Source organism: Streptomyces sp. NPDC048424 (assembly GCF_040651555.1).
GTDB lineage: Bacteria > Actinomycetota > Actinomycetes > Streptomycetales > Streptomycetaceae > Streptomyces.
Genome location: NZ_JBEZKE010000030.1, coordinates 25,703 through 44,315 on the forward strand (window position 1 = coordinate 25,703; position 18,613 = coordinate 44,315).

The following is an 18,613-nucleotide window of genomic DNA, read 5'->3' on the forward strand; positions in this document are numbered from 1 at the left end:
GGATGAGAAACGTGACGGCCGCGGCGGGGGCCGCCGCCGTCCTCGCGGGGCTGATCACCGCCGCCGGACCGGCCTCCGCCGCCTCCGGCGCCGCCGCGTGCAGCCCCGCCATCGAGCTGCTCCCCTCCCTGCCGGGGGTGAGCGGGGGCGCCGTGGCGGGCTTCGGCACCGGCGGGCTCGTGGTCGGCGACAGCGGCGGCCGGCCCGCGTACTGGACCGGCGCCGAGCACACGGTCCACGCCGTTCCGCTGCCCGCCGGCTTCGACCGGGGCAGCGTCAAGGCCGTCAGCGCCAAGGGCCTGATGGTGGGCACGGCCACCCGCGACTCGGACAGGGCGAGCATCGCCTTCACCCACCAGGCGGGCGCCGCCACCTCCGAGGCCCTGACCACCGCCCTGCCCGAGTGGCAGGACGTCGGCGTCGACGTCAACGAGTCGGGCCGGGTCGTCGCCGTGGACAACGGCGTCGCCAAGGAGTGGGTGGACGGCAAGGTCGTGCGCGAACTGCCGGTTCCCGCGGGCGAGATCCCCGGTACCAAGATCACCTCGCTGAACGGCATCAACAAGCGGGGCGACATCGTCGGCACGGCCACCGGCTCCTACTTCGACGCCGAGAACGACATCATGGTCACCAAGACCTTCCCTGTCGTCTGGCCGGCCGGCGGCGGCTACCCGCCGTACAGCCTCCAGGTGTGGAACGGCTACCACTACTCGTACTCCACGATCGGCAGGGACATCGACGACCGCGGCCGCGTCGTCGGCCTGGAGGACTACTACTACCGCAACGACCCGAAGCTGACCCCGGCCGTCTGGAAGAAGCCGTACGACGCCCTGCCCGCCGACCCGGGCCGCCTGAACGGCTACCGCGACCTGGAGCTCTCGGGCAGCAGCCCGACCTCGAACGTGGCCGTCGGCACCGCCACCACCTTCGAGGAGAGCTGGCCCAGCTACTTCCAGGCCGTCTACTGGCCCGGGAAGGGTGCTCCGCTGGCGCTCCCCTTCCCGACGGGCGCCCCGGGCGCCGTTCCGCGCACCCGTGCCTTCGCCGCCACCGACGACGACCGCGTCGGCGGCACCGTCAGCGACCGGGAGACCGGGGCGAGCAGCGCCGTGATCTGGACCTGCGCGAGCAAGCAGGCGTACGCGCCGAAGAGCTGATCCTGTCCGGGGCATGGTGATCTCGGCGCCCGCGCGCTATCGATGCCCCATGACGGACGACATCCCGCGCGGCCTGCCCGCGCCCCCGCCGCTCGGCGCCGCCGCCCTGCCCCCCGGTACGTACGCGGGGCAGGTGGTCCTCGTGACCGGCGGCGGCACCGGGCTCGGCAAGGCCATCGCCACCGAGTTCGCGCGGCTCGGAGCCGATCTGGTGATCGCCGGCCGGCGCTCCGAGCAGCTGAAGGCGGCGCAGGAGGAGCTGGCGGCCGTACCCGGCGCGGGCCGGGTGACGGCCGCGGTCTGCGACATCAGGGATCCCGAGCGGATCGCGGAGGTGTTCGACGCGGCCGAGGCGGCGCTCGGCCCGCCTGACGTCCTGGTCAACAACGCCGCCGCGAACTTCCCCTCCCCCGCGGAGGACCTGTCGCCGAACGCCTGGCGGGCGGTGGTCGACATCACCCTGACCGGGACCTGGTTCGTGACCCGCGAGTTCGGCCGCCGCCACCTCGCCGCGGGCACCCCCGGTTCGATCGTGAACGTCGGCGCCTCGTACGCCTGGACGGGCGGGCCCGGCTTCGCCCACAGCGCCGCCGCCAAGGCCGGGGTGAAGAACCTGGTGGAGACGCTCGCCGTCGAGTGGGGCCCGTACGGCATCCAGGTCAACGGGCTGGTGCCGGGGCTGTTCCCGCACGCCGACATGACCGAGGACATCCGCGGCGGCCTGGAGCGGGCCGCGCCCCACTCCAAGGACGCCCGGCAGCCCGCGCTGCGGGTCGGCGCCCCGCGTGAACTGGGCTGGGCCGCCACCTTCCTGGCCTCGCCCTACGCCCGCTTCGTCACCGGCCACACGCTGGTGGTCGACGGCGCGAACTGGCAGCGCCGCTCGGTGGTCAATCCGGCGGTCGTCCCGGTGCGGGAGCAGCTGGGGCGCGGCCCGTTCGTCCCCTGAGCGACGCCGGTTGTCAGTGACCGGTGCGAGGATCGGATCATGTCTCTCGCTGATCTGACCCTTGACCGCTGGCGCTCGCTCGACGCGGCCGCCGCCGAACGCCTCGCGCACGAGGCGGCCGCGCAGGTGGGCGGCCGGGTGGTGCTGTTCGACGCCGCCCGGCACCCGGGCGGGTCGCTGCACCGCGTCCGCGTCGAGCGCGAGGGACGGGAGTTCGCCCTCATACCCGGCGGGACGGTGCGGCTGGGGTTCGACGCGGACGCCTTCACGGCGACGCCCGCGCAGAACGCCGACTACGCGGAGAGCGTGGACGAGGGGTACGGGTACGGCCACCCCGACCTGAAGTCCTATCTCGCCGACGTGCTCAGCCCGCCGCGCACCGCGACGCTGGCCGCCGTGCTCATGGCCGTGGAGGACGAGGCCCTGAGCGACCACCCGTCCGGCATGCCGGACGCCCTCGCGGCGCGCGGGCTGCGGATGCCCGGCGCCGACGAGTGGGAACACGCGTGCGGGGCCGGGGCGGGCACGCTGTTCCGGTGGGGGAACGAGTGCCCCCTGGGCGAGCCCTCGTACGGGGGCAGCGGCGGTGTGCGGCACGAACCGAACGCCTTCGGGCTGCACATCGCCTACGACAGCTACGGCACGGAGCTGAGCGGGGACCCGACCGCGGTGCACGGCGGCGACGGCGGCGAGGCCGTCTGCGGTGGGTACGGCGACCTGCTCGCCTGGCTGCCGCTGGCCACCGCCAACCGCAACCCGTACACGGCCGAGTTCGTGTACGGGCCGGAGGGCGAGGGCATGTACGGGGATTTCTCGACCCGGCCGGTGCTCAGCCTCCGCTGAAGCGCGGGGGGCGGCGGGCCGCCTTGGCCCCGTAGCCCTCGCGGCAGTCGTCCGAGGTGAGGGTGAGGGCCGCGGTCATCGCCACCCGGTCGAGGGCCGCGGGAAGGGCGGCGTCGGCGTACGCGTCGACCGCGCGCTTGATGCCCTGGACGGCGAGGGGCGCGTTCGCGGCGATCTCCGCGGCCAGGGCGCGTGAGGCCGGCTCCAGTTCCTCGCCGGGGACGAGCAGTTGGACCAGGTTCAGGCACCGCGCCGTCGCCGCGTCGATCCGACGGCCGGTCAGGGCCAGGTACTTGGCCCAGCCCGCGCCCGCCTCGCGGGCGATGCGGAGGTCGCCGCCGGCGTCCACCGCCACGCCCAACCCGGCTTCGGGCAGGGCGAAGACGGCGTCCTCGGCCGCCACCCGGATGTCGGCCATCAGGGCCAGTTCGAAGCCGAAGCCGAGGCAGTAGCCCTGGACGGCCGCCACCACCGGCTGCGGCAGCCGGGCGAGGACCGCGAAGCGCTCGTGCACCCAGCGGATGCCCTCGTAGTAGTTCCGGGTGCGCTCGGCGGCGGATCCGCCCGTGATGCCACCGCCGGGGGCGGTCACGTCGATGCCCGCGCAGAAGGCCCGGCCCTCGGCCCGCAGCAGCACCGCCCGGACGGACGCGTCGAAGCGGATCCGGTCCGCGAGCAGCCCGAGCTGGCGGGTGGACTCCCAGCTCCAGCCGTTGAGCTTGTCCGGGCGGCACAGTGTGAGGACCGCGAGGCCGTCCGCGACCTCCAGCCGGATCCGCTCCTCACCCTCCGCGATCTCCGTGGAGATGGTGTCGATCACCGTGTCCCGCACCCCCGGCCCGATGGCTGAAACCGACGAACTGACGAGCCGTCAGACTAGGGGTGGAGGGTCAACGGGGGAAGACCTCGAAGGGCACGGCCGGACGGCCGCCGAAGCGGGCCGCCGCCTGCTGGGCGTTCCCGGTGAGGAAGGTGCGGACGTACTCCTCCGGGTCCTGGTCGGTGAGCACCTCGATGTACGCCTTGTGTTCCAGCAGGGACTTCACCGATCGCTCCAGCCCGGGACCGGCGTCGGCCGCGTGCGTCGGGGTGGTGGATCCGGCCACCGCGACCCAGCGCACGCCGTTCCACGGCTCCAGGCCCTGCTCGATGAGCTCGGGGAAGATCCAGCGGTTCCCGGCGTCCCCGGCCGCGTCCAGGACGGCCCGTCCGACGGCCTTGTGGTCGGGGGTGTTCCAGAAACCGCCGCCCTGCGCGCCGCCCCACGTGTCACGGTGGTTGAGGGTGACGATCAGCTCGGGCCGGTGTCGCCGAATGGCCGCGGCGATGTCCCGGCGCAGATCGAGTCCGTACTCGACGACGCCGTCGCGGTAGTCCAGGAACTCCACCTCGGACACGCCGACGACCGCGGCACTGGCCCGCTGTTCCGCCTCTCGCAAGGGAGCGCAGTCGGCGGGCGCGATGCTGTCGATGCCCGCCTCGCCGCGCGTGGCGAGGAGGTAGACGACCTCCCGCCCCCCGTCCGTCCAGTCCGCGACGGCAGCCGCGCACCCGTACTCCAGGTCGTCGGGATGGGCCACCACGGCGAGAGCGCGCTGCCAGTCGGTGGGCATGGGTTGCAAGGCGGTCTGCTGATCAGGTTGTTCGGTCATGATCACACCCTAAGAGACCCGGCCCCCACCGGGCGGGTGACGGCGCCGCCGGATGACCGGGGCGGCGCCGCCACGCCCGTCTCCTAGGCCTCGTCGCGTACGAGGGAGAGGAGTCGGTCCAGGACTCGGGTGCCGCTGGCGCGGACGCCGTCGTGCTCGTACTCGTCCGTCACCCAGGTGCGCAGGCCGCGTACGGTGCGGGCCGTGGCCAGGGAGCCGGCGGTGTCCACGTACATGTCGTCGTGGTAGACGGCGGCCGCCACCGGCACCTCGTTGGCCGCCAGGCGCGCCGGGTCGTAGAGGGGCTGCCAGCCGGTACGGGCGGCCAGCAGTTCGGCGGTCTCGCGGAGCGGGACGAGGGACGGGTCGGTGGTGAAGTGCCAGGGGTGGATGGTCTCGCCGGTGAAGAGCAGGGGCTCGTCGCCCGCGAGGGCCTTCGCCGCGTCGAACCGGGGGTGTCCCGCACGGACCCGTTCCGCGGCCCAGGCGGTGGGCGTGGCCGGGTCCTGGGCGTAGATCGCCTCGTGGACCAGCGCGTAGAGGGGGTGACCGGCGAAGGAGAGCAGGGCGCGGGCGCCCTCCAGGAAGGCGTCGGAGAGGGCCGGGCCGGCCGGGGTCGGCACGAAGGCGTCCTCCAGCAGGTAGTGGAGCTGGTGGCTGCCGTCGCCGCCGCCGAGGAGGATGCCGAGGGACTGGAAGGCCTCGACGGTGAGGCGGTGGCCGCCGGGGAGTTCGGCCGGCTGGTCCGCGAGGTGGGCCGCGATCCGGCGGGCGCGCTCGGCGTCCATCGGGTATCGGGCGTAGTGGGCCAGGTTCTTGCGCTCCATGCGGGGGAAGGCCGCCTCGTACACCTCGTCGGCGGTGGCCGTGAGGGAGGGCAGGCCGCCGGTGATCAGGGCGGCGCTGAGCCCCTCGGGCGCGGTGGAGAGGTAGTGGGTCGCGCAGAAGCCGCCGAAGCTCTGGCCGAGCACGGTCCAGGGCGCTCCGCCGGTCAGGCCGGGGCGGATGGCCTCGGCGTCGCGCACGATGGAGTCGGAGCGGAAGTGGGCGAGGAACTCCGCCTGCTGGGCGGGGGTTCCGCGCAGGGGCAGGGTCTGCCGGTTCAGCGGGGTGGAGCGGCCGGTTCCGCGCTGGTCGAGCAGGAGCACCCGGTACTCGGTGAGGGCCCGCGCCAGCCAGGCCTGCCGGCCGACGAAGCGGCGGGCGCCGAAGCCCGGACCGCCCTCCAGGTACAGCAGCCACGGCAGCGTCTCGGGATCCTTGCCGGTGGCGACCACCTCACGGGCGTACAGCTCGATCCGCTCCCCGTCCGGGCGTGCGTGGTCCAGGGGGACGGTGAACCGGTGGTCGGTGAGGACCGTGCCGGGCTGGCGGTAGCTGTGGGCGATGGTCACGGGCGGCCCCCTGGGGTACGAGGTGCGGAAGGGCGCGCCCCGGCCGGGTGGCGGCGGGGCGCGGTGGTGGCGGTCGGCCGAGTCTATGGGGTGCGCTGCCGGCCGGGCCGGGCCCCGTGGGGCCTTCGGCCCGGTGCGGCCTTCGGGCCGGTGGCCTCCGGCCCGGCCGGCGGGCTCGGTGTCAGAACTCGACGACCGAGCGGAGCACCTCGCCGCGTTCCATCCGGGCGAAGGCGTCCTCGACCCCGTCGAGGGGGATGGTCTCGGAGACGAAGGCGTCCAGGTCGAGCCGGCCCTGCAGGTAGAGGTCGATGAGCAGCGGGAAGTCGCGCTCCGGCAGACAGTCCCCGTACCAGGACGACTTGAGGGCGCCGCCGCGGCCGAAGACGTCGAGGAGCGGGAGTTCGAGCTTCATCTCCGGCGTCGGCACGCCCACCAGGACCACCGTCCCGGCGAGGTCGCGGGCGTAGAAGGCCTGCCGGTAGGTCTCGGGGCGGCCCACCGCGTCGATGACCACGTCCGCGCCGTTGCCTTCGGTCAGGCCCTGGACGGCCTTGACCACGTCCTCCGTGCGGCCGTTGACGGTGTGGGTGGCGCCCAGGCCGCGCGCCCACTCCAGCTTCCGGTCGTCCAGGTCCACCGCGATGATCTTCGAGGCGCCCGCCAGTCGGGCTCCGGCCACCGCCGCGTTGCCCACTCCCCCGCAGCCGATGACGGCGACGGAGTCGCCCCGGCCGACGTTGCCGGTGTTGAGGGCGGCGCCGAGGCCGGCCATCACCCCGCAGCCGAGCAGTCCGGCGGCGGCCGGGGCCGCGGCCGGGTCCACCTTGGTGCACTGACCGGCCGCCACCAGGGTCTTCTCGGCGAAGGCGCCGATCCCGAGGGCCGGGGAGAGCGGGGTGCCGTCCTCCAGGGTCATGCGCTGCGTGGCGTTGTGCGTGGCGAAGCAGTACCAGGGCCGCCCGCGCTTGCAGGCGCGACAGGCGCCGCACACCGCGCGCCAGTTGAGGACGACGAAGTCGCCGGGGGCCACGGAGGTGACGTCCGGGCCGACGGATTCGACGATCCCGGCGGCCTCGTGGCCCAGCAGGAAGGGGAACTCGTCGTTGATCCCGCCCTCGCGGTAGTGCAGGTCGGTGTGGCAGACCCCGCAGGCCTGGACCTTGACGAGCGCCTCGCCGGGTCCCGGGTCGGGCACGAGGACCGTCGTCGTCTCCACCGGTGCGCCCTTGCTCCGGGCGATGACCCCTCGTACGCGATGCGTCACGTCTTACCCCGCTCTGATCGAATCGGTCTGGATCAACGAACGTACACGGACGGCACGCGGTACGGGAGTTGTGTCACGTTTCGGCGCGCGACCCGACCAGATCCGGCGGTACGGCGGCCCGGAGCGCCGCGCCGAAGGCGGCCACGGCGGGATGGGCGCCGGCCCCGCTGCGAAAGGCGAGGCCGGTACGGCGGCGCACGGGCAGCCGGGTGAGGCGCACGGCCGGATCCGCGGGGCCGGTGACCCCGAGCTGCGGTACGAGGGCCACCCCCTGGCCGGCCGCCACCAGCGCGAGCACGGTGGCGAACTCGTCGACCTGGTGGCGGACCCGCGGCGTGAAACCGGCGGCCTCGCAGGCCCGTACGGTCATGGCGTGGCAGAGGGTGCCGGGCGTGGCGGTGATCCAGGGCGCCCGCGCGTGCGCGCGCAGGACCGCGCCCGGGTCGGGCCCCTCGGACGGCTCGGGTGTCTCGCCCGCGGGCGCGGCCAGGAACATCGCCTCGACGAAGAGCGGCTCGGTGGCCAGCCCCGGCTCCTGCGGGGCGGGGACGAAGTCGTACTCGTGGACCAGGGCCACGTCCAGGTCGCCGGCCCGCAGGGCGTGCGCCACCGCCGCCGGGTCGGTCTCGGAGACCATCGGCTCCAGGGCGGGGTGGCGCCGGGCGAGGGCGGCCAGCGCGGCCGGGACGATGGCCCGGGTGGCCGTGGGGAAGGCGCCGATCCGCAGGGCTCCGGCCAGGCCGCCGCGCGCCTCGGCGAGGTCGGCTTCGGCCTGCTCCAGCCGTTCGAGGACGGCCTCGGCGTGCCGGACCAGGTTCTCCCCGGCCGGGGTGAGCCGTACCCGGCGTCCGGTGCGCTCCAGCAGGGGCAGGCCGGCCTCCCGTTCCAGCACGCTGAGCTGCTGGGAGACCGCCGAAGGGCTGAACGCGAGGGCCTCGGCCACGGCGGCGATGGTGCCGCGGCGGGCGAGTTCGCGCAGCAGGCGCAGGCGTCGTACATCGAGCATCGGCCCAGCTTACGGTTCCGGTAAGAAACACGAACTGGATTTGACGCTCCGGGGAGGCGAGGCTCTTCGGCATGGCACAGGACACGGCACACCCCATGGCGCAGGACACGGCTCAGGAGACAGTTCAGGACACGGCTCAGGACATCGCACGGCACAGCGCGGGAGACCTTTCGCTCGACGGGATCCACGTACCGCTCGTCACCCCCTTCACCCCCGCCGGGGACGTGGCCGCCGGGGCCCTGGAGGCGCTCGCCCACGAGGTGCTCGACGCGGGCGCCACCGGGATCGTCGCCCTCGGCACCACCGCGGAGGCGGCCTGCCTCGACGAGGCGGAGCGCGACCTCGTCACCGGCGTGTGCGCGGAGGTCTGCCGGGAGCGGGGTGCGCTGCTGACCGTGGGCGCCGGGGCGAGCGGCACCCGGGCCGCCGAGGCCTCCCTGGCCCGGCTGGCGCGGTGGCCGCAGGTACGGGCGGCGCTGGTGACCGTGCCCGCGTTCGTACGGCCTTCGGCTCCGGGGGTGCTGGCGCACTTCGCGCGCCTGACGGAGGTGAGCCCCGTACCGCTGATCGTCTATCACATCCCGTACCGCACCGGGCAGCCGTTGGACGCGGTCGCGCTGCGGGCCCTCGGTTCCCTGTCCGGGGTCGCCGGGATGAAGTACGCGGGCGGCGGCATCGACCAGGACGCGGTGGCGCTGCTCGGGGACCTGCCGGCCGGGTTCGAGGTGCTGGCCGGCGACGACGCGTACCTGTCGCCGCTGCTGGCGCTGGGTGCGGCGGGCGGGATCCTCGCCTCGGCGCACCTGGCGACGGAGCGGTTCGTGGAGCTCGCGGCGGCCTGGCGGGCCGGTGACGTGGCCCGGGCGCGGCCGCTGGGGCACGCGCTGGCCCGGATGTCGGCGGCGGCCTTCGCGGAGCCCAATCCGGCGGTCGTCAAGGCCGTGCTGCACGCGCAGGGCCGCATTCCCAGCCCCGGCGTACGGCTCCCGTTGCTGCAGGCCTCGGAGGCGGCGGTGGCGGCCACCCTGGAACGCCTGGGCGAGCTTCCCGACGGCCCGCCACAGTAGGCGACGGATGCCGGAAAGAGTCCGTTGTGGGCGATTTGCCACCTAAGGGCCTGTCGCCCGAATGAGGCGCATGGAGACCGAACTTGCCCCTATTGGGCAAAGGGGCCCCGACCCGTGATGTGAGTCACGCGGGAGGGGCCAACATCATTTCCACAGAACGGCCGATTCCCTTTTCCCGGAAAGGGAATCGGCTATTTCACCGAGGGGCCTTCATGGTCATTTAACGGGCCGATAGCGGGATGTCGATCTATCGGTGGAATTCGGGGCTTGTTCCCGCCCTCAGAGCTCACTTACCTTCACCTCACTCCAGGTGGTCCGCTCGCCGAATAGGCCGCCGCCCGGGCTCTCCCGTCCCCCCACGTGAGGAATTCCCCCATGCCTGCAAAGGGTAAGCACCGTCGGCCGAAGCACCACCCGATCACCCGCAAGCTGGCCCTGGCCGGCACCGGTGGAGCGGCCCTCACCCTGCCGCTGATCAGCGCGACCACCGCGGGTGCGGTGCCGACGGCGACCGCGACCACGGTCGCGACCACCACCACCGCCGCGACCGCCACCACGGCGGCGGACGTGGTGACGGCGGCCGCCAAGACCTATTCCGTGGTCGCCGGCGACACCCTTTCGGAGATCGCCGCTGACCATTCCGTGAGCGGCGGCTGGCAGCAGCTCTATGCGGCGAACCGGAGCGTCATCGGCGACAACCCGTCGATCATCCGGCCCGGCATCAAACTGGAGCTCGGCACCCAGGCGGAGACCGCCCGTGCGAGCAGGTCCGCCGCCCGGACCGCCCTCGCACCCGCTGCGAAGCCGGCGGCCAAGCCCGCCGCCGCCAAGCCCGCCAGCGCCTACCCGAACAACCTCGACGGGTGGATCCGCGAGTCCCTCGACGTCATGGCCAAGCACGGAATTCCCGGCAGCTACAACGGAATTCACCGCAATGTGATGCGGGAGTCCTCCGGCAATCCGATGGCGATCAACAACTGGGACATCAACGCCCAGAACGGGATCCCGTCCAAGGGTCTGCTCCAGGTCATCGACCCGACCTTCCAGGCCTACCACGTGCCCGGTACCTCGCAGAACTCCTACGACCCGGTCGCCAACATCACCGCCGCCTGCAACTACGCGGCAGCCCGCTACGGCTCGATCGACAACGTCAACGGGCCCTACTAGACCCCGCCTCGGTGACGGGCGGCGCGGACCGACGGGCGGCGCGGACGAGGATCCGCAGGGGCGCCGCCAGGCCGTAGCCGACGTCCCGGCGCAGGGCACCCACGCCCGCCCGCTCCACGCGGGTCAGCTGGTGCTCCATGAGCTCCTTCATCGTCGCGATCACGGGACGCAGTCCTGGTTCGGCGAGGTCGAGGACGCCGTGGGTGGCGTCGAGGGCCGTGCGCGCACGCCGGCTCTCGCCGGCGAGGAGGGCGCGCACGCCCGGGGTGTCACGGGCCTGTTCGAGGTCGGCGCGGGTCACGGAGTGCTCCGCGAGCCGCTCGCGCGGGATGCAGAGCCGGCCGTCCGCGAGGTCACCGCAGAGGTCGGCGAGGAAGTCCACGCGCTGGGCGGCGTCGACGAACCGCCGCCATCCGGCGGCCTGTTCGGGGTCGGGGCCGCCCCGGTACTGGAGTCCGGTGAAGACCAGTACGCCGGGCCACGCGTAGGCGTCGAGATAGTCCTGGAAGTCCTCCTCGGCGGCGAAGCCGTCGAAGGCGGCCTCGGCGGTGGCGGCGCCCTCCAGGAAGCGGGAGACCCAGTGCGCGGGGAGGGCGCGGGAGTCCACCGCGTGGGCGTAGGCGCGCAGCACGGGGTCGGCGCTGTCCCCCGATGTCAGGGCCGCCTCGGTCCGCCCGGCCAGCGCCGCGAGTCCCTCGGCCCGCTGGTGCGCGGTGCCGGTCTCGGCCACGTCGTCGACCAGGTTCATGAAGGCGAGTCCCGCGGCCAGGTACGGCACCAGCGGCGGCGCCGCGAGCAGCCGCAGCGCGAGGTACGGGGCCGGTTCGCGGCGGAGCACCCGGCGGGCGGCGTGCGTGTAGTCGTCGCGCAGCCGGGGGCCGGATATTCCGGCCGCCGTGAGGGTGGTGCGCCAGCTGGGCATGGAGGTCGAACTCCTTGAACGTGTCGGACCGTACGTGCGGCCGCGTCCGCGACCGCACGTCTGTACGGGTACACGATCTCAGGAGGCGACGACCTTCTTGACCTTGCCGTCGATTCCGGCGAGGACGTAGCCGCCGCGGCCGTACTCGTCGCTGAGGTAGGGCCGCATGCAGGGGACCTGGTCCATCATCCAGGGTTCGACGATGACGTAGCGGGAGGTCGGGTTCGGGACGTTCAGGTCCTTCTTCGACTGCTCCAGCAGGGCGGGCAGCGCGTCCCAGTTGACCGTGGCCATGTCGATCAGCGGCTCGCCCTCGTCGACGGTGCCGTCCGGGCCGGTGCGCTTGGCGGTGCCGTCGCGGTACTGCCAGGCGTCGACGGTCTCGGCGCCGGGGGCGGTCGGGATGGAGGCGAGGACGTAGCCGTCGTAGACCTTCAGGTCCACGAACGTCGTGGTGCCGGTCTGCTGCTTGAGCGCTTCCAGGGCCGTCCGGATGTTCTCCGGAGTGAGCATGCTGCCCTTGGGCGCCGTCCCGGTCTTGGGCGTGCTCGCCTTCGGTCCGGGGGTCGAGGCGCCGGCAGTGGTGGGGACGGACGGGGCGGCGGCGGTGCTGGTGCGGGTGTCCGAGGCTTTCGCGTCGTCGCCGGAGTTGCCGTCCGGCAGCAGCTGGACGATCCCGAAGACCCCGGCCGCCAGTACCGCCGTGAGCGCGACGGCGAGCAGGACCGGGCGCCGGTTCGGGGCGGGCGTCGCCCGGATCGTCGCGGTGGTGCCCGCGTAGGGGGAGCCGGCCGGGCTGCCGAACGGCGTCGGCGTGGGCGGCGAGGCGGGCGGCCCGTAGGGGCCGCCGTACGGACCGTACTGCCCGTACGGACCCGATGCGGCCGAGGCGACCGGGGCAGCAGGGGCGGCAGGGGTAGCCACGGACACGGCGGCGGCGCCGCCCGCACCCGAGCCGGCCCCGAGAGCGGCGCTCGCGTCTCGGAGCAGTTGTTCCAGCTGCGCTCCGTCGGGGCGCGCGGCCGGGTCCCGTACGAGCAGCCGTTCCAGTACGGGCCCCAGCGGGCCGGAGCGTACGGGCGCCGGGATCGGCTCGTCGAGCACGGCGACGACGGTGGCCAGGCTGGTGGCCCGGCGCAGCGGGTGGACCCCTTCCGCAGCCACGTACAGCAGCATGCCCAGCGACCACAGGTCGGAGGCGGCCAGCCCCTCCTCCCCGCGGACGCGTTCGGGCGCTATGTACTCGGGCGAGCCGATCAGCACCCCGGTCGAGGTGAGCGCGGTCGATCCGTGCAGCGCCGCGATGCCGAAGTCGGTGAGCACCGCCGACCCGCTCGGGCGCAGCAGCACGTTGGCCGGCTTCACGTCGCGGTGGAGGACCCCCTCGGCGTGTGCGGCGCGCAGCGCGGACAGGACGTCGAGGCCGAGCCGGAGCACGTCCGCGGGCGGCATCGGGCCCGAGACCAGACGGTCGTGCAGGGAGCCGCCCTGGACCAGCTCCATGACGATCCACGGGTGTCCGTCCGCGCCGGCCGCCGGTTCGACGATGTGGTGGATCGTCACCACGTGGGGGTGGGCGAGGCGGGCGAGGGCGCGGGCCTCGCGGACGGCCCGTTCGCGCAGCTGGTCGGTGAGGCCGGGCTGGGCGGCGGCGGTCGCCGGGTCCGGCGGGCGCACCTCCTTGAGTGCGACCTCGCGGTGCAGGGCGATGTCGCGGGCCCGCCACACCGTACCCATGCCGCCGCTGCCCAGGGGCGCGACCAGTTCGAAGCGCCCGTCGATCAGCTGTCTGCCGGCATCACTCGTGTCCATGGCCGGTCATCGTAGGCGCCCGCAGTGTCAGCAGCGCAGGCGGTCCACCGTCACCGTGCCCTGGACGGTGCCCACCGTACGGTCGTAACAACCGCCGGGTGCTCCTGACCCGTACAGGCGGTGGCGGGCGCTGGTGGTGGCGACCGCGTGCCGCTGGTCGCGCGGGACGTTCGCCGTGTAGGTGGCGTCGCCCGTGTACTGGTCGTCGAGCCGGGCCGAGTCCACCGGCCGGCCGCCGCGCAGGGTGACGGTGTCCGCGCGGTCGCCGAGCGAGAGGACGGTGCGCAGCCGGTCACCGGCGCCGAGGGTGGTCTCGCCGTTCATCGTGTAGGTGCGGGCGGTCCGGGTGGTGGTCGGCCCGTGCGTCACGCTCTCCTCGTCGGTCCAGGTGGCGTCGAGGGCGTCGAAGTTCTCGCCCTCCGTCCACCGGTGGACGGAGGTGTTGTGCACGGTGCGGGTGACGGTGGTGGCCACCCGGCCGTGGGAGGTGTTCAGGTGCCCGGTGACGGTCAGTCGGTGGCCGCCCTCGGTGTCCAGGCGGTGTTGTCCGCCGGGGGCGGCGGGCGTCCAGCGGGAGTGGCCCGCCGGATCGCTCTGCTCGTGCCGGGTCAGGGCGCCGGTGACGACCCGTCGGGCCTCGTCCTGCCACAGCAGCAGGTTGGTGGGGGTGCTCCAGCCGCTCTGACCGGCCGGCACCCCGGCGACGGACACCTCGATCCGGTGCGGGCGGCCGTCGTTGAGGAGGGCGGCGTAGGGGGTGAGGTCGTAGCGGATCGGCTGGACGTCGAAGGCGCGCGGGCCGGGGGTGACGTACCAGAGGAAGGGGTTGGACCAGCCGCCGGTCCAGACGGTGGGGAAGGGCGCGGCGATGCCGGCGAGCTGCCCGTCGACGGAGACGCCGACCTCGCGGTAGGGGCCGTCGGCGGCCTTGCAGGAGTACGGGGCCGCCTCCGGGGTGGTCATGTACCAGTACTCCTCGCAGCCGCCGCCGGAGCCGGTGGCGTACACCTCGGCGAGGATGCGCTCGGTGTTGCGCGGGGTGGTGACCGACGGGGAGGTGAGGGGCAGGACGCGGTCGGGGGTGTCGGGGGCCGCGGCGCCGCCCTCGGCGGCGTAGAAGGTCAGGGTCACCTTGACGTCGATGACGCCGGTGTACGTGTCGTTGACGACGTTGCCGATGAGCATCTCGACGGGCTGCGGGCGGGCGAGGGTGTCGCGGTAGCGGGTGACGTCCTTCTCCACGGACCAGGTGATCCCGTCGGGCGAGGGCTGGGGGGTGGAGGTCCGCAGGATCTCGACGCCGCCGACGGAGAGGTGGCCGAGCCTGTCGTACTGGCGGCCCTTGACCTTGCCGTCGAGGCGCAGGACCACCTTCGCCCAGGGGCCGGTGCCGCAGGCCGCGTGCGGCGCGTAATTGCCCTGGTACGGGGTGAAGTCGCGGAACTGCGCCTCGGCGAGGGTCACCTCGCAGGACCGGGTCGCGGGCCGGGTGACGGGCGGGGCGGGGGTGAGGGGGTCGTGCCAGTCCGTGCCGAACTCGGCGGGCGGCGGGTCGGCGGGGGTCACGCCGTGCACGGCCGGCGGGGCGGTCGGGGTGAGGCCGTGCGCGGGTCCCGCGGCGGCCAGGGTGCCGGCGGCCAGCGCGATCGCGCCGAGCAGGCCCGTGATCCTGTGTCGTCTCATGGACCCGCAGTGAAACGCGGGCCGGCCCGGCCGTGCCAGGGCCGGTGCGCGGACCCTGGCCTGTTCTCGCCGTCAGCCGCGCAGGACGACCACGCCGTCGTCGTCCGCGTGGACCGTGTCCCCGGGGCGGAAGGTGATCTCGCCGATGGTGACGGGCTCGTCCACCGCGCCCTCGCCGGTCTTGCCGCTCTTGCGCGGGACCGTGCCCAGCGCCTTGATGCCGAGGTCGAGGCCGCCGAGGGCGACGCTGTCGCGGACCGAGCCGTTGATGATCAGGCCCGCCCAGCCGTTGCTCTCGGCCGCGCCGGCGAGGAGGTCGCCGACCAGGGCGGTCCGGGGCGAACCGGCGCCGTCCACGACGAGCACGGCGCCCTCGCCCGGCGTGTGCACGAGGGCGCGCAGCAGGGCGTTGTCCTCGTGGCAGCGGACGGTCCGTACGGGACCGGCGAACAGGCGGCGGCCGCCGAACTGGCGGAACGCGGTGGTGCAGATGCCGAGGGACTCGCCGTACTCGTCGTACAGGTCGGCCGTGGGGACGGGGGTGACGCTCATGTCAGTACCGGTTTCCTCGCTGCTCGTTCTCGTACATCGCGTGGTCCGGCCAGGGTAGTGGGGCCTTCCCGCGACCCGGCTGGGGGCCTGACATCGGCCGGAACCTGACGGGTCGTGGTGCGGGTGCGGGTGCGGCGGCGCGCGGAGCCGGGTCAGTCCCGGGAGTTGCCGAACAGGATGCGGTAGCCGATGAGCAGGACCAGCGAGCCCGCGATGGCGGAGCCCCAGGTGGCCAGGTCGAAGAATTCCGTCTGGATCGGCTTGTCCAGGACCTTCGCCGAGAGCCAGCCGCCGATGAAGGCACCGGCGACGCCGATGAGGGTGGTGCCGATCAGACCGCCGGGGTCCCGGCCGGGCAACAGGACCTTGGCTATTCCGCCGGCCAGCAGTCCCAGGATGATCCAGCTGACGATCCCCATGCCCAGTCACTCCGCTTCGATGGTTCGGTGGTTCGGTCGTTCGGTTCACCAGGGAGGACGCCGTCGTGGCCGAAACGGTTCTCTCCGACTCAGACCGCCACGCGGCCGGCCGGCACGGCGGGCTCGGCGGCGGCCGGAGCCGCGGTGGGCACCGCGCGCGGGGGCGCCGCCCCGGCGGACGGCGTCCGGGTCAGCAGGACCACTCCGCGGGCCGCCAGCAGGGCCCCGGCCGCGGCCAGCAGCATCCCCGGCGCTCCGCCTTGGAGGCGTTCGCCGAGCAGGACCATGCCGATGGCGGCCGCGGCGAGCGGGTTGGCCAGGTTCACCACGGCGAGCGGGGCACCGAGGCCGCCGCGGTAGGCCCGTTGTGACAGGAGCATCCCGCCGACGGCGAAGAACATCACGAGCAGGGCCACCGCGACGACCCGGAAGCTGAGCAGGGCCCCGCCGCGGCCGCCCGCCACGGCCACGGTCTGGGTCAGGGCGGAGGCCGCCGCCGAGGCCAGCCCGGAGGCCGTCGCGTGCCGCAGTCCCGAGCGCGGGTCCTTGGACGCGGTCAGTACGAGGATCACGGCGGCCGTCGCCCCGGAGACGGCCAGCGCCTCGGCCAGGGTGAGGGTGTCGTCGGGGGCCGGCCCGGAGGCCGGGAGCAGGAGCAGGCCGAGCCCGGCGACGGTGGCCAGGGTGCCCCGCCATTCGGTGGCCGCCACCCGGCGTCCGGACCGCCGCGCGCCCAGCGGGACGGCGGCGACCAGGGTGAGCGCGCCGAGCGGCTGCACCAGGGTGAGGGGGCCGTACCGCAGGGCGGCCGCGTGCAGGAGGGCGGCGGCCGCGTTCAGCCCGGCCGACCACCACCAGGCGCCGGAGCCCATCAGTGCCTTGGCGCTGCGCGCGACGGCGGCGCGGGCGAGGCGCTCCTGGGCGACGGCGCCGGCCGCGTAGGCCACGGCCGAGGCGAGGCAGAGCGCGAGGGCGAGGACGGTGTCGTTCATTGCCCGGCTCCCACGGGGGCCGCGGCGCTCTGCCGGTCCGGCAGCCCTCCCGCGGCGGCGTCCGCATCGGCGTCCGCGTCGGAATCCGTGCCCGAATCCGTGCCCGAGGCAGTACGCCCGTCCGCGCGCGGGTCCGCGCCGGGGCCGCTCGCGCGCGGCCGGGGGATCAGCAGGAGGGCCACCCCGAGCAGGACGGCGGCCACGACCGCGTCGAGCCAGTAGTGGTTGGCCGTGCCGACGATCACCAGCAGGGTCAGCAACGGGTGCAGCAGCCACAGCAGGCGCCACCGGGAGGGGGCCTTCCCGTCCGGGGACGGGGTGCGGGTGGCGGCGATCACGCCGAGCGCGAGCATCAGCGCCCAGCCGAAGTGCAGCGAGGGCATCGCGGCGAACTGGTTGGCCAGGGTGTCGGCGTCCGGCGCGGCCCGGTAGACGGTGGGCCCGTAGACCTGCCCGGTGTCGATGAGCCCTGCGGCTTCGAGCATCCGCGGGGGCGCGAGCGGGAAGGCGAGGTGCAGGACGAGGGCGGCTCCGGTGAGCACGGCGAGGACCCGGCGGGTCCACAGGTAGTGCGCGGGGCGGCGGACGTAGAGCCAGATCAGGAAGAGCGCGGTCGCGGGGAAGTGGACGACCGCGTAGTAGGTGTTCGCGGTGTGCACGAGGGCGTCCCCGTGGAGCAGCAGCCGCTGCACCGCGCCTTCACCGGGCAGGCGCAGCGCTCGCTCGGCGTCCCATATTCGCTCCGCGTTGCGGAACGCTTCCCCGGTGCGGTCGGTCGAGAGCAGCCGGCCGGCCTTGTAGACGGTGAAGAAGCCCGCGACGAGCAGCAGCTCGCGTATGAGGCGACGGCGCGCGGCTCTCGGTCCGGCTGGCCCGGCCTCCGGCCCGGCAGGTGTGGTGTGGGAGGTCATCCCCCGGTCTCTCTTCCTGTTTACGCGCACTGCGACACGCCAGTGTATCGATACATTGGCGTATCGATACGCTGGTGTACCGATACGGTCGCGTTCCCGTACACTTCCGTAGTGGAACCGCCGCCGAGGAGCCCCGAGGAGAGCCGCACCCCATGACGTCGCAGCCGCCCCCCGCGCGCCGCTCCAAGATCACCCCGGAGCGGGAGCAGGAGTTCTACGACGCCGTCCTGGAGCAGCTGCGCGAGCACGGCTACGAGGCGCTGACCATGGAGGGCATCGCCGCCCGGGCCAGCTGTGGGAAGTCCACGCTCTACCGCCAGTGGAAGACCAAGCCCCAGCTCGTCGCCGCCGCCCTGCGCGCCGGCCGTCACGGCAGCCTCGTCGCGGTGGACACCGGGACGCTGGCGGGCGACCTGCGCGAGGCGGCCCGGATCGCGGCCGGCACCTCCGGGCGGGACACCCGGCTGACGCAGGCCCTCGGGCACGCCGTGCTCAGTGACGAGGAACTGCAGGCCGCCCTGCGCGAGGCGCTGGTCGAGCCCGAACTCGCCGCGTTCGACGTGATGGTGCGGCGGGCCGTGGCACGCGGCGAGATCGCCGCCGGCCACCCGGCCGTGGAGTTCCTGCCGGCCCAGCTGATGGGCGTGCTCCGGATCCGGCCGCTACTGGAAGGACGGTACGCGGACGCCGACTACCTGGTCCGGTTCGTCGACGCGGTCATGCTCCCGTCCCTGGGCCTCGCACCCTCCCATCCCGCCCGGCCCCCGGCCGGACGGACCCCCTGAACCGGCGGGCCGCCGTCCCGATGACCTGACGGCGA

18 protein-coding genes are annotated in these 18,613 nt (G+C 74.1%); 6 read left to right on the forward strand and 12 right to left on the reverse strand.

Features of this window, described 5'->3' with window-relative positions:
• The first annotated feature begins 2 nt into the window (after positions 1-2).
• The 3 genes from AB0D29_RS30940 to AB0D29_RS30950 are packed head-to-tail and all read left to right on the forward strand — an operon-like array spanning position 3 to position 2,949.
• Positions 3-1,157 (forward strand): hypothetical protein, encoded by a 1,155-nt coding sequence (locus AB0D29_RS30940; RefSeq protein WP_362858771.1) that lies wholly within the window; start codon positions 3-5, stop codon positions 1,155-1,157.
• 49 nt (positions 1,158-1,206) lie between these two features.
• On the forward strand, positions 1,207-2,106 hold the full coding sequence (locus tag AB0D29_RS30945; RefSeq protein WP_362858772.1) for an SDR family oxidoreductase: 900 nt from the start codon (positions 1,207-1,209) through the stop codon (positions 2,104-2,106).
• Between the two features lie 39 nt (positions 2,107-2,145).
• Complete coding sequence (locus AB0D29_RS30950) at positions 2,146-2,949, forward strand: hypothetical protein (RefSeq protein WP_362858773.1); 804 nt, start codon at positions 2,146-2,148, stop codon at positions 2,947-2,949.
• On the opposite strand, the gene AB0D29_RS30955 is transcribed toward AB0D29_RS30950, so the two are convergent.
• From AB0D29_RS30955 to AB0D29_RS30975, 5 genes are all read right to left on the reverse strand, one after another.
• Positions 2,936-3,769 carry an enoyl-CoA hydratase/isomerase family protein gene (locus AB0D29_RS30955; RefSeq protein ID WP_362858774.1) on the reverse strand — a complete coding sequence of 278 codons (834 nt, stop codon included), beginning with the start codon at positions 3,767-3,769 and terminating at the stop codon, positions 2,936-2,938. The two genes, AB0D29_RS30950 and AB0D29_RS30955, sit on opposite strands and share 14 nt — an antisense overlap.
• Before the next feature lie 70 nt (positions 3,770-3,839).
• A complete protein-coding gene (locus tag AB0D29_RS30960) occupies positions 3,840-4,601 on the reverse strand; it encodes a PIG-L deacetylase family protein (protein WP_362858776.1) in 762 nt (253 codons plus the stop codon).
• 83 nt (positions 4,602-4,684) lie between these two features.
• Positions 4,685-5,989, reverse strand: a complete 1,305-nt coding sequence (locus AB0D29_RS30965) for an alpha/beta fold hydrolase (protein WP_362858837.1) — start codon at positions 5,987-5,989, stop codon at positions 4,685-4,687.
• A gap of 187 nt (positions 5,990-6,176) precedes the next feature.
• The gene (locus AB0D29_RS30970) at positions 6,177-7,262 is read right to left on the reverse strand and encodes an S-(hydroxymethyl)mycothiol dehydrogenase (protein WP_362858778.1); all 1,086 of its coding nucleotides are present in this window, start codon (positions 7,260-7,262) and stop codon (positions 6,177-6,179) included.
• A 73-nt stretch (positions 7,263-7,335) separates the two neighbouring features.
• Positions 7,336-8,268: a LysR family transcriptional regulator gene (locus AB0D29_RS30975; RefSeq protein WP_362858780.1), complete on the reverse strand. Its 933-nt coding sequence runs from the start codon at positions 8,266-8,268 to the stop codon at positions 7,336-7,338.
• Between the two features lie 71 nt (positions 8,269-8,339).
• Between AB0D29_RS30975 and AB0D29_RS30980 the strand changes: the two genes are divergently transcribed.
• Complete coding sequence (locus AB0D29_RS30980) at positions 8,340-9,335, forward strand: dihydrodipicolinate synthase family protein (RefSeq protein ID WP_362858782.1); 996 nt, start codon at positions 8,340-8,342, stop codon at positions 9,333-9,335.
• 375 nt (positions 9,336-9,710) lie between these two features.
• On the forward strand, positions 9,711-10,502 hold the full coding sequence (locus AB0D29_RS30985; RefSeq protein WP_362858783.1) for a LysM peptidoglycan-binding domain-containing protein: 792 nt from the start codon (positions 9,711-9,713) through the stop codon (positions 10,500-10,502).
• On the opposite strand, the gene AB0D29_RS30990 is transcribed toward AB0D29_RS30985, so the two are convergent.
• From AB0D29_RS30990 to AB0D29_RS31020, 7 genes are all read right to left on the reverse strand, one after another.
• Complete coding sequence (locus tag AB0D29_RS30990) at positions 10,486-11,424, reverse strand: squalene/phytoene synthase family protein (protein WP_362858784.1); 939 nt, start codon at positions 11,422-11,424, stop codon at positions 10,486-10,488. The genes AB0D29_RS30985 and AB0D29_RS30990 overlap by 17 nt on opposite strands.
• A 78-nt stretch (positions 11,425-11,502) precedes the next feature.
• Positions 11,503-13,236 (reverse strand): serine/threonine-protein kinase, encoded by a 1,734-nt coding sequence (locus AB0D29_RS30995; protein ID WP_362858786.1) that lies wholly within the window; start codon positions 13,234-13,236, stop codon positions 11,503-11,505.
• 27 nt (positions 13,237-13,263) lie between these two features.
• A complete protein-coding gene (locus AB0D29_RS31000; protein ID WP_362858839.1) occupies positions 13,264-14,811 on the reverse strand; it encodes a peptide-N4-asparagine amidase in 1,548 nt (515 codons plus the stop codon).
• A 180-nt stretch (positions 14,812-14,991) separates the two neighbouring features.
• On the reverse strand, positions 14,992-15,471 hold the full coding sequence (rraA, locus tag AB0D29_RS31005) for a ribonuclease E activity regulator RraA (RefSeq protein ID WP_362858787.1): 480 nt from the start codon (positions 15,469-15,471) through the stop codon (positions 14,992-14,994).
• A 152-nt stretch (positions 15,472-15,623) separates the two neighbouring features.
• Positions 15,624-15,890, reverse strand: coding sequence for a GlsB/YeaQ/YmgE family stress response membrane protein (locus tag AB0D29_RS31010; RefSeq protein WP_030390536.1), 267 nt, complete (start codon positions 15,888-15,890; stop codon positions 15,624-15,626).
• 89 nt (positions 15,891-15,979) lie between these two features.
• Positions 15,980-16,882, reverse strand: coding sequence for a DMT family transporter (locus tag AB0D29_RS31015; protein WP_362858788.1), 903 nt, complete (start codon positions 16,880-16,882; stop codon positions 15,980-15,982).
• Positions 16,879-17,793, reverse strand: a complete 915-nt coding sequence (locus AB0D29_RS31020; RefSeq protein ID WP_362858789.1) for a phosphatase PAP2 family protein — start codon at positions 17,791-17,793, stop codon at positions 16,879-16,881. Before AB0D29_RS31020 ends, AB0D29_RS31015 begins: the two co-directional genes overlap by 4 nt.
• A 152-nt stretch (positions 17,794-17,945) precedes the next feature.
• Here AB0D29_RS31020 and AB0D29_RS31025 point away from each other — a divergent pair, with 152 nt between their 5' ends.
• Positions 17,946-18,578, forward strand: coding sequence for a TetR/AcrR family transcriptional regulator (locus AB0D29_RS31025; RefSeq protein WP_362858791.1), 633 nt, complete (start codon positions 17,946-17,948; stop codon positions 18,576-18,578).
• Positions 18,579-18,613: the final 35 nt, after the last annotated feature.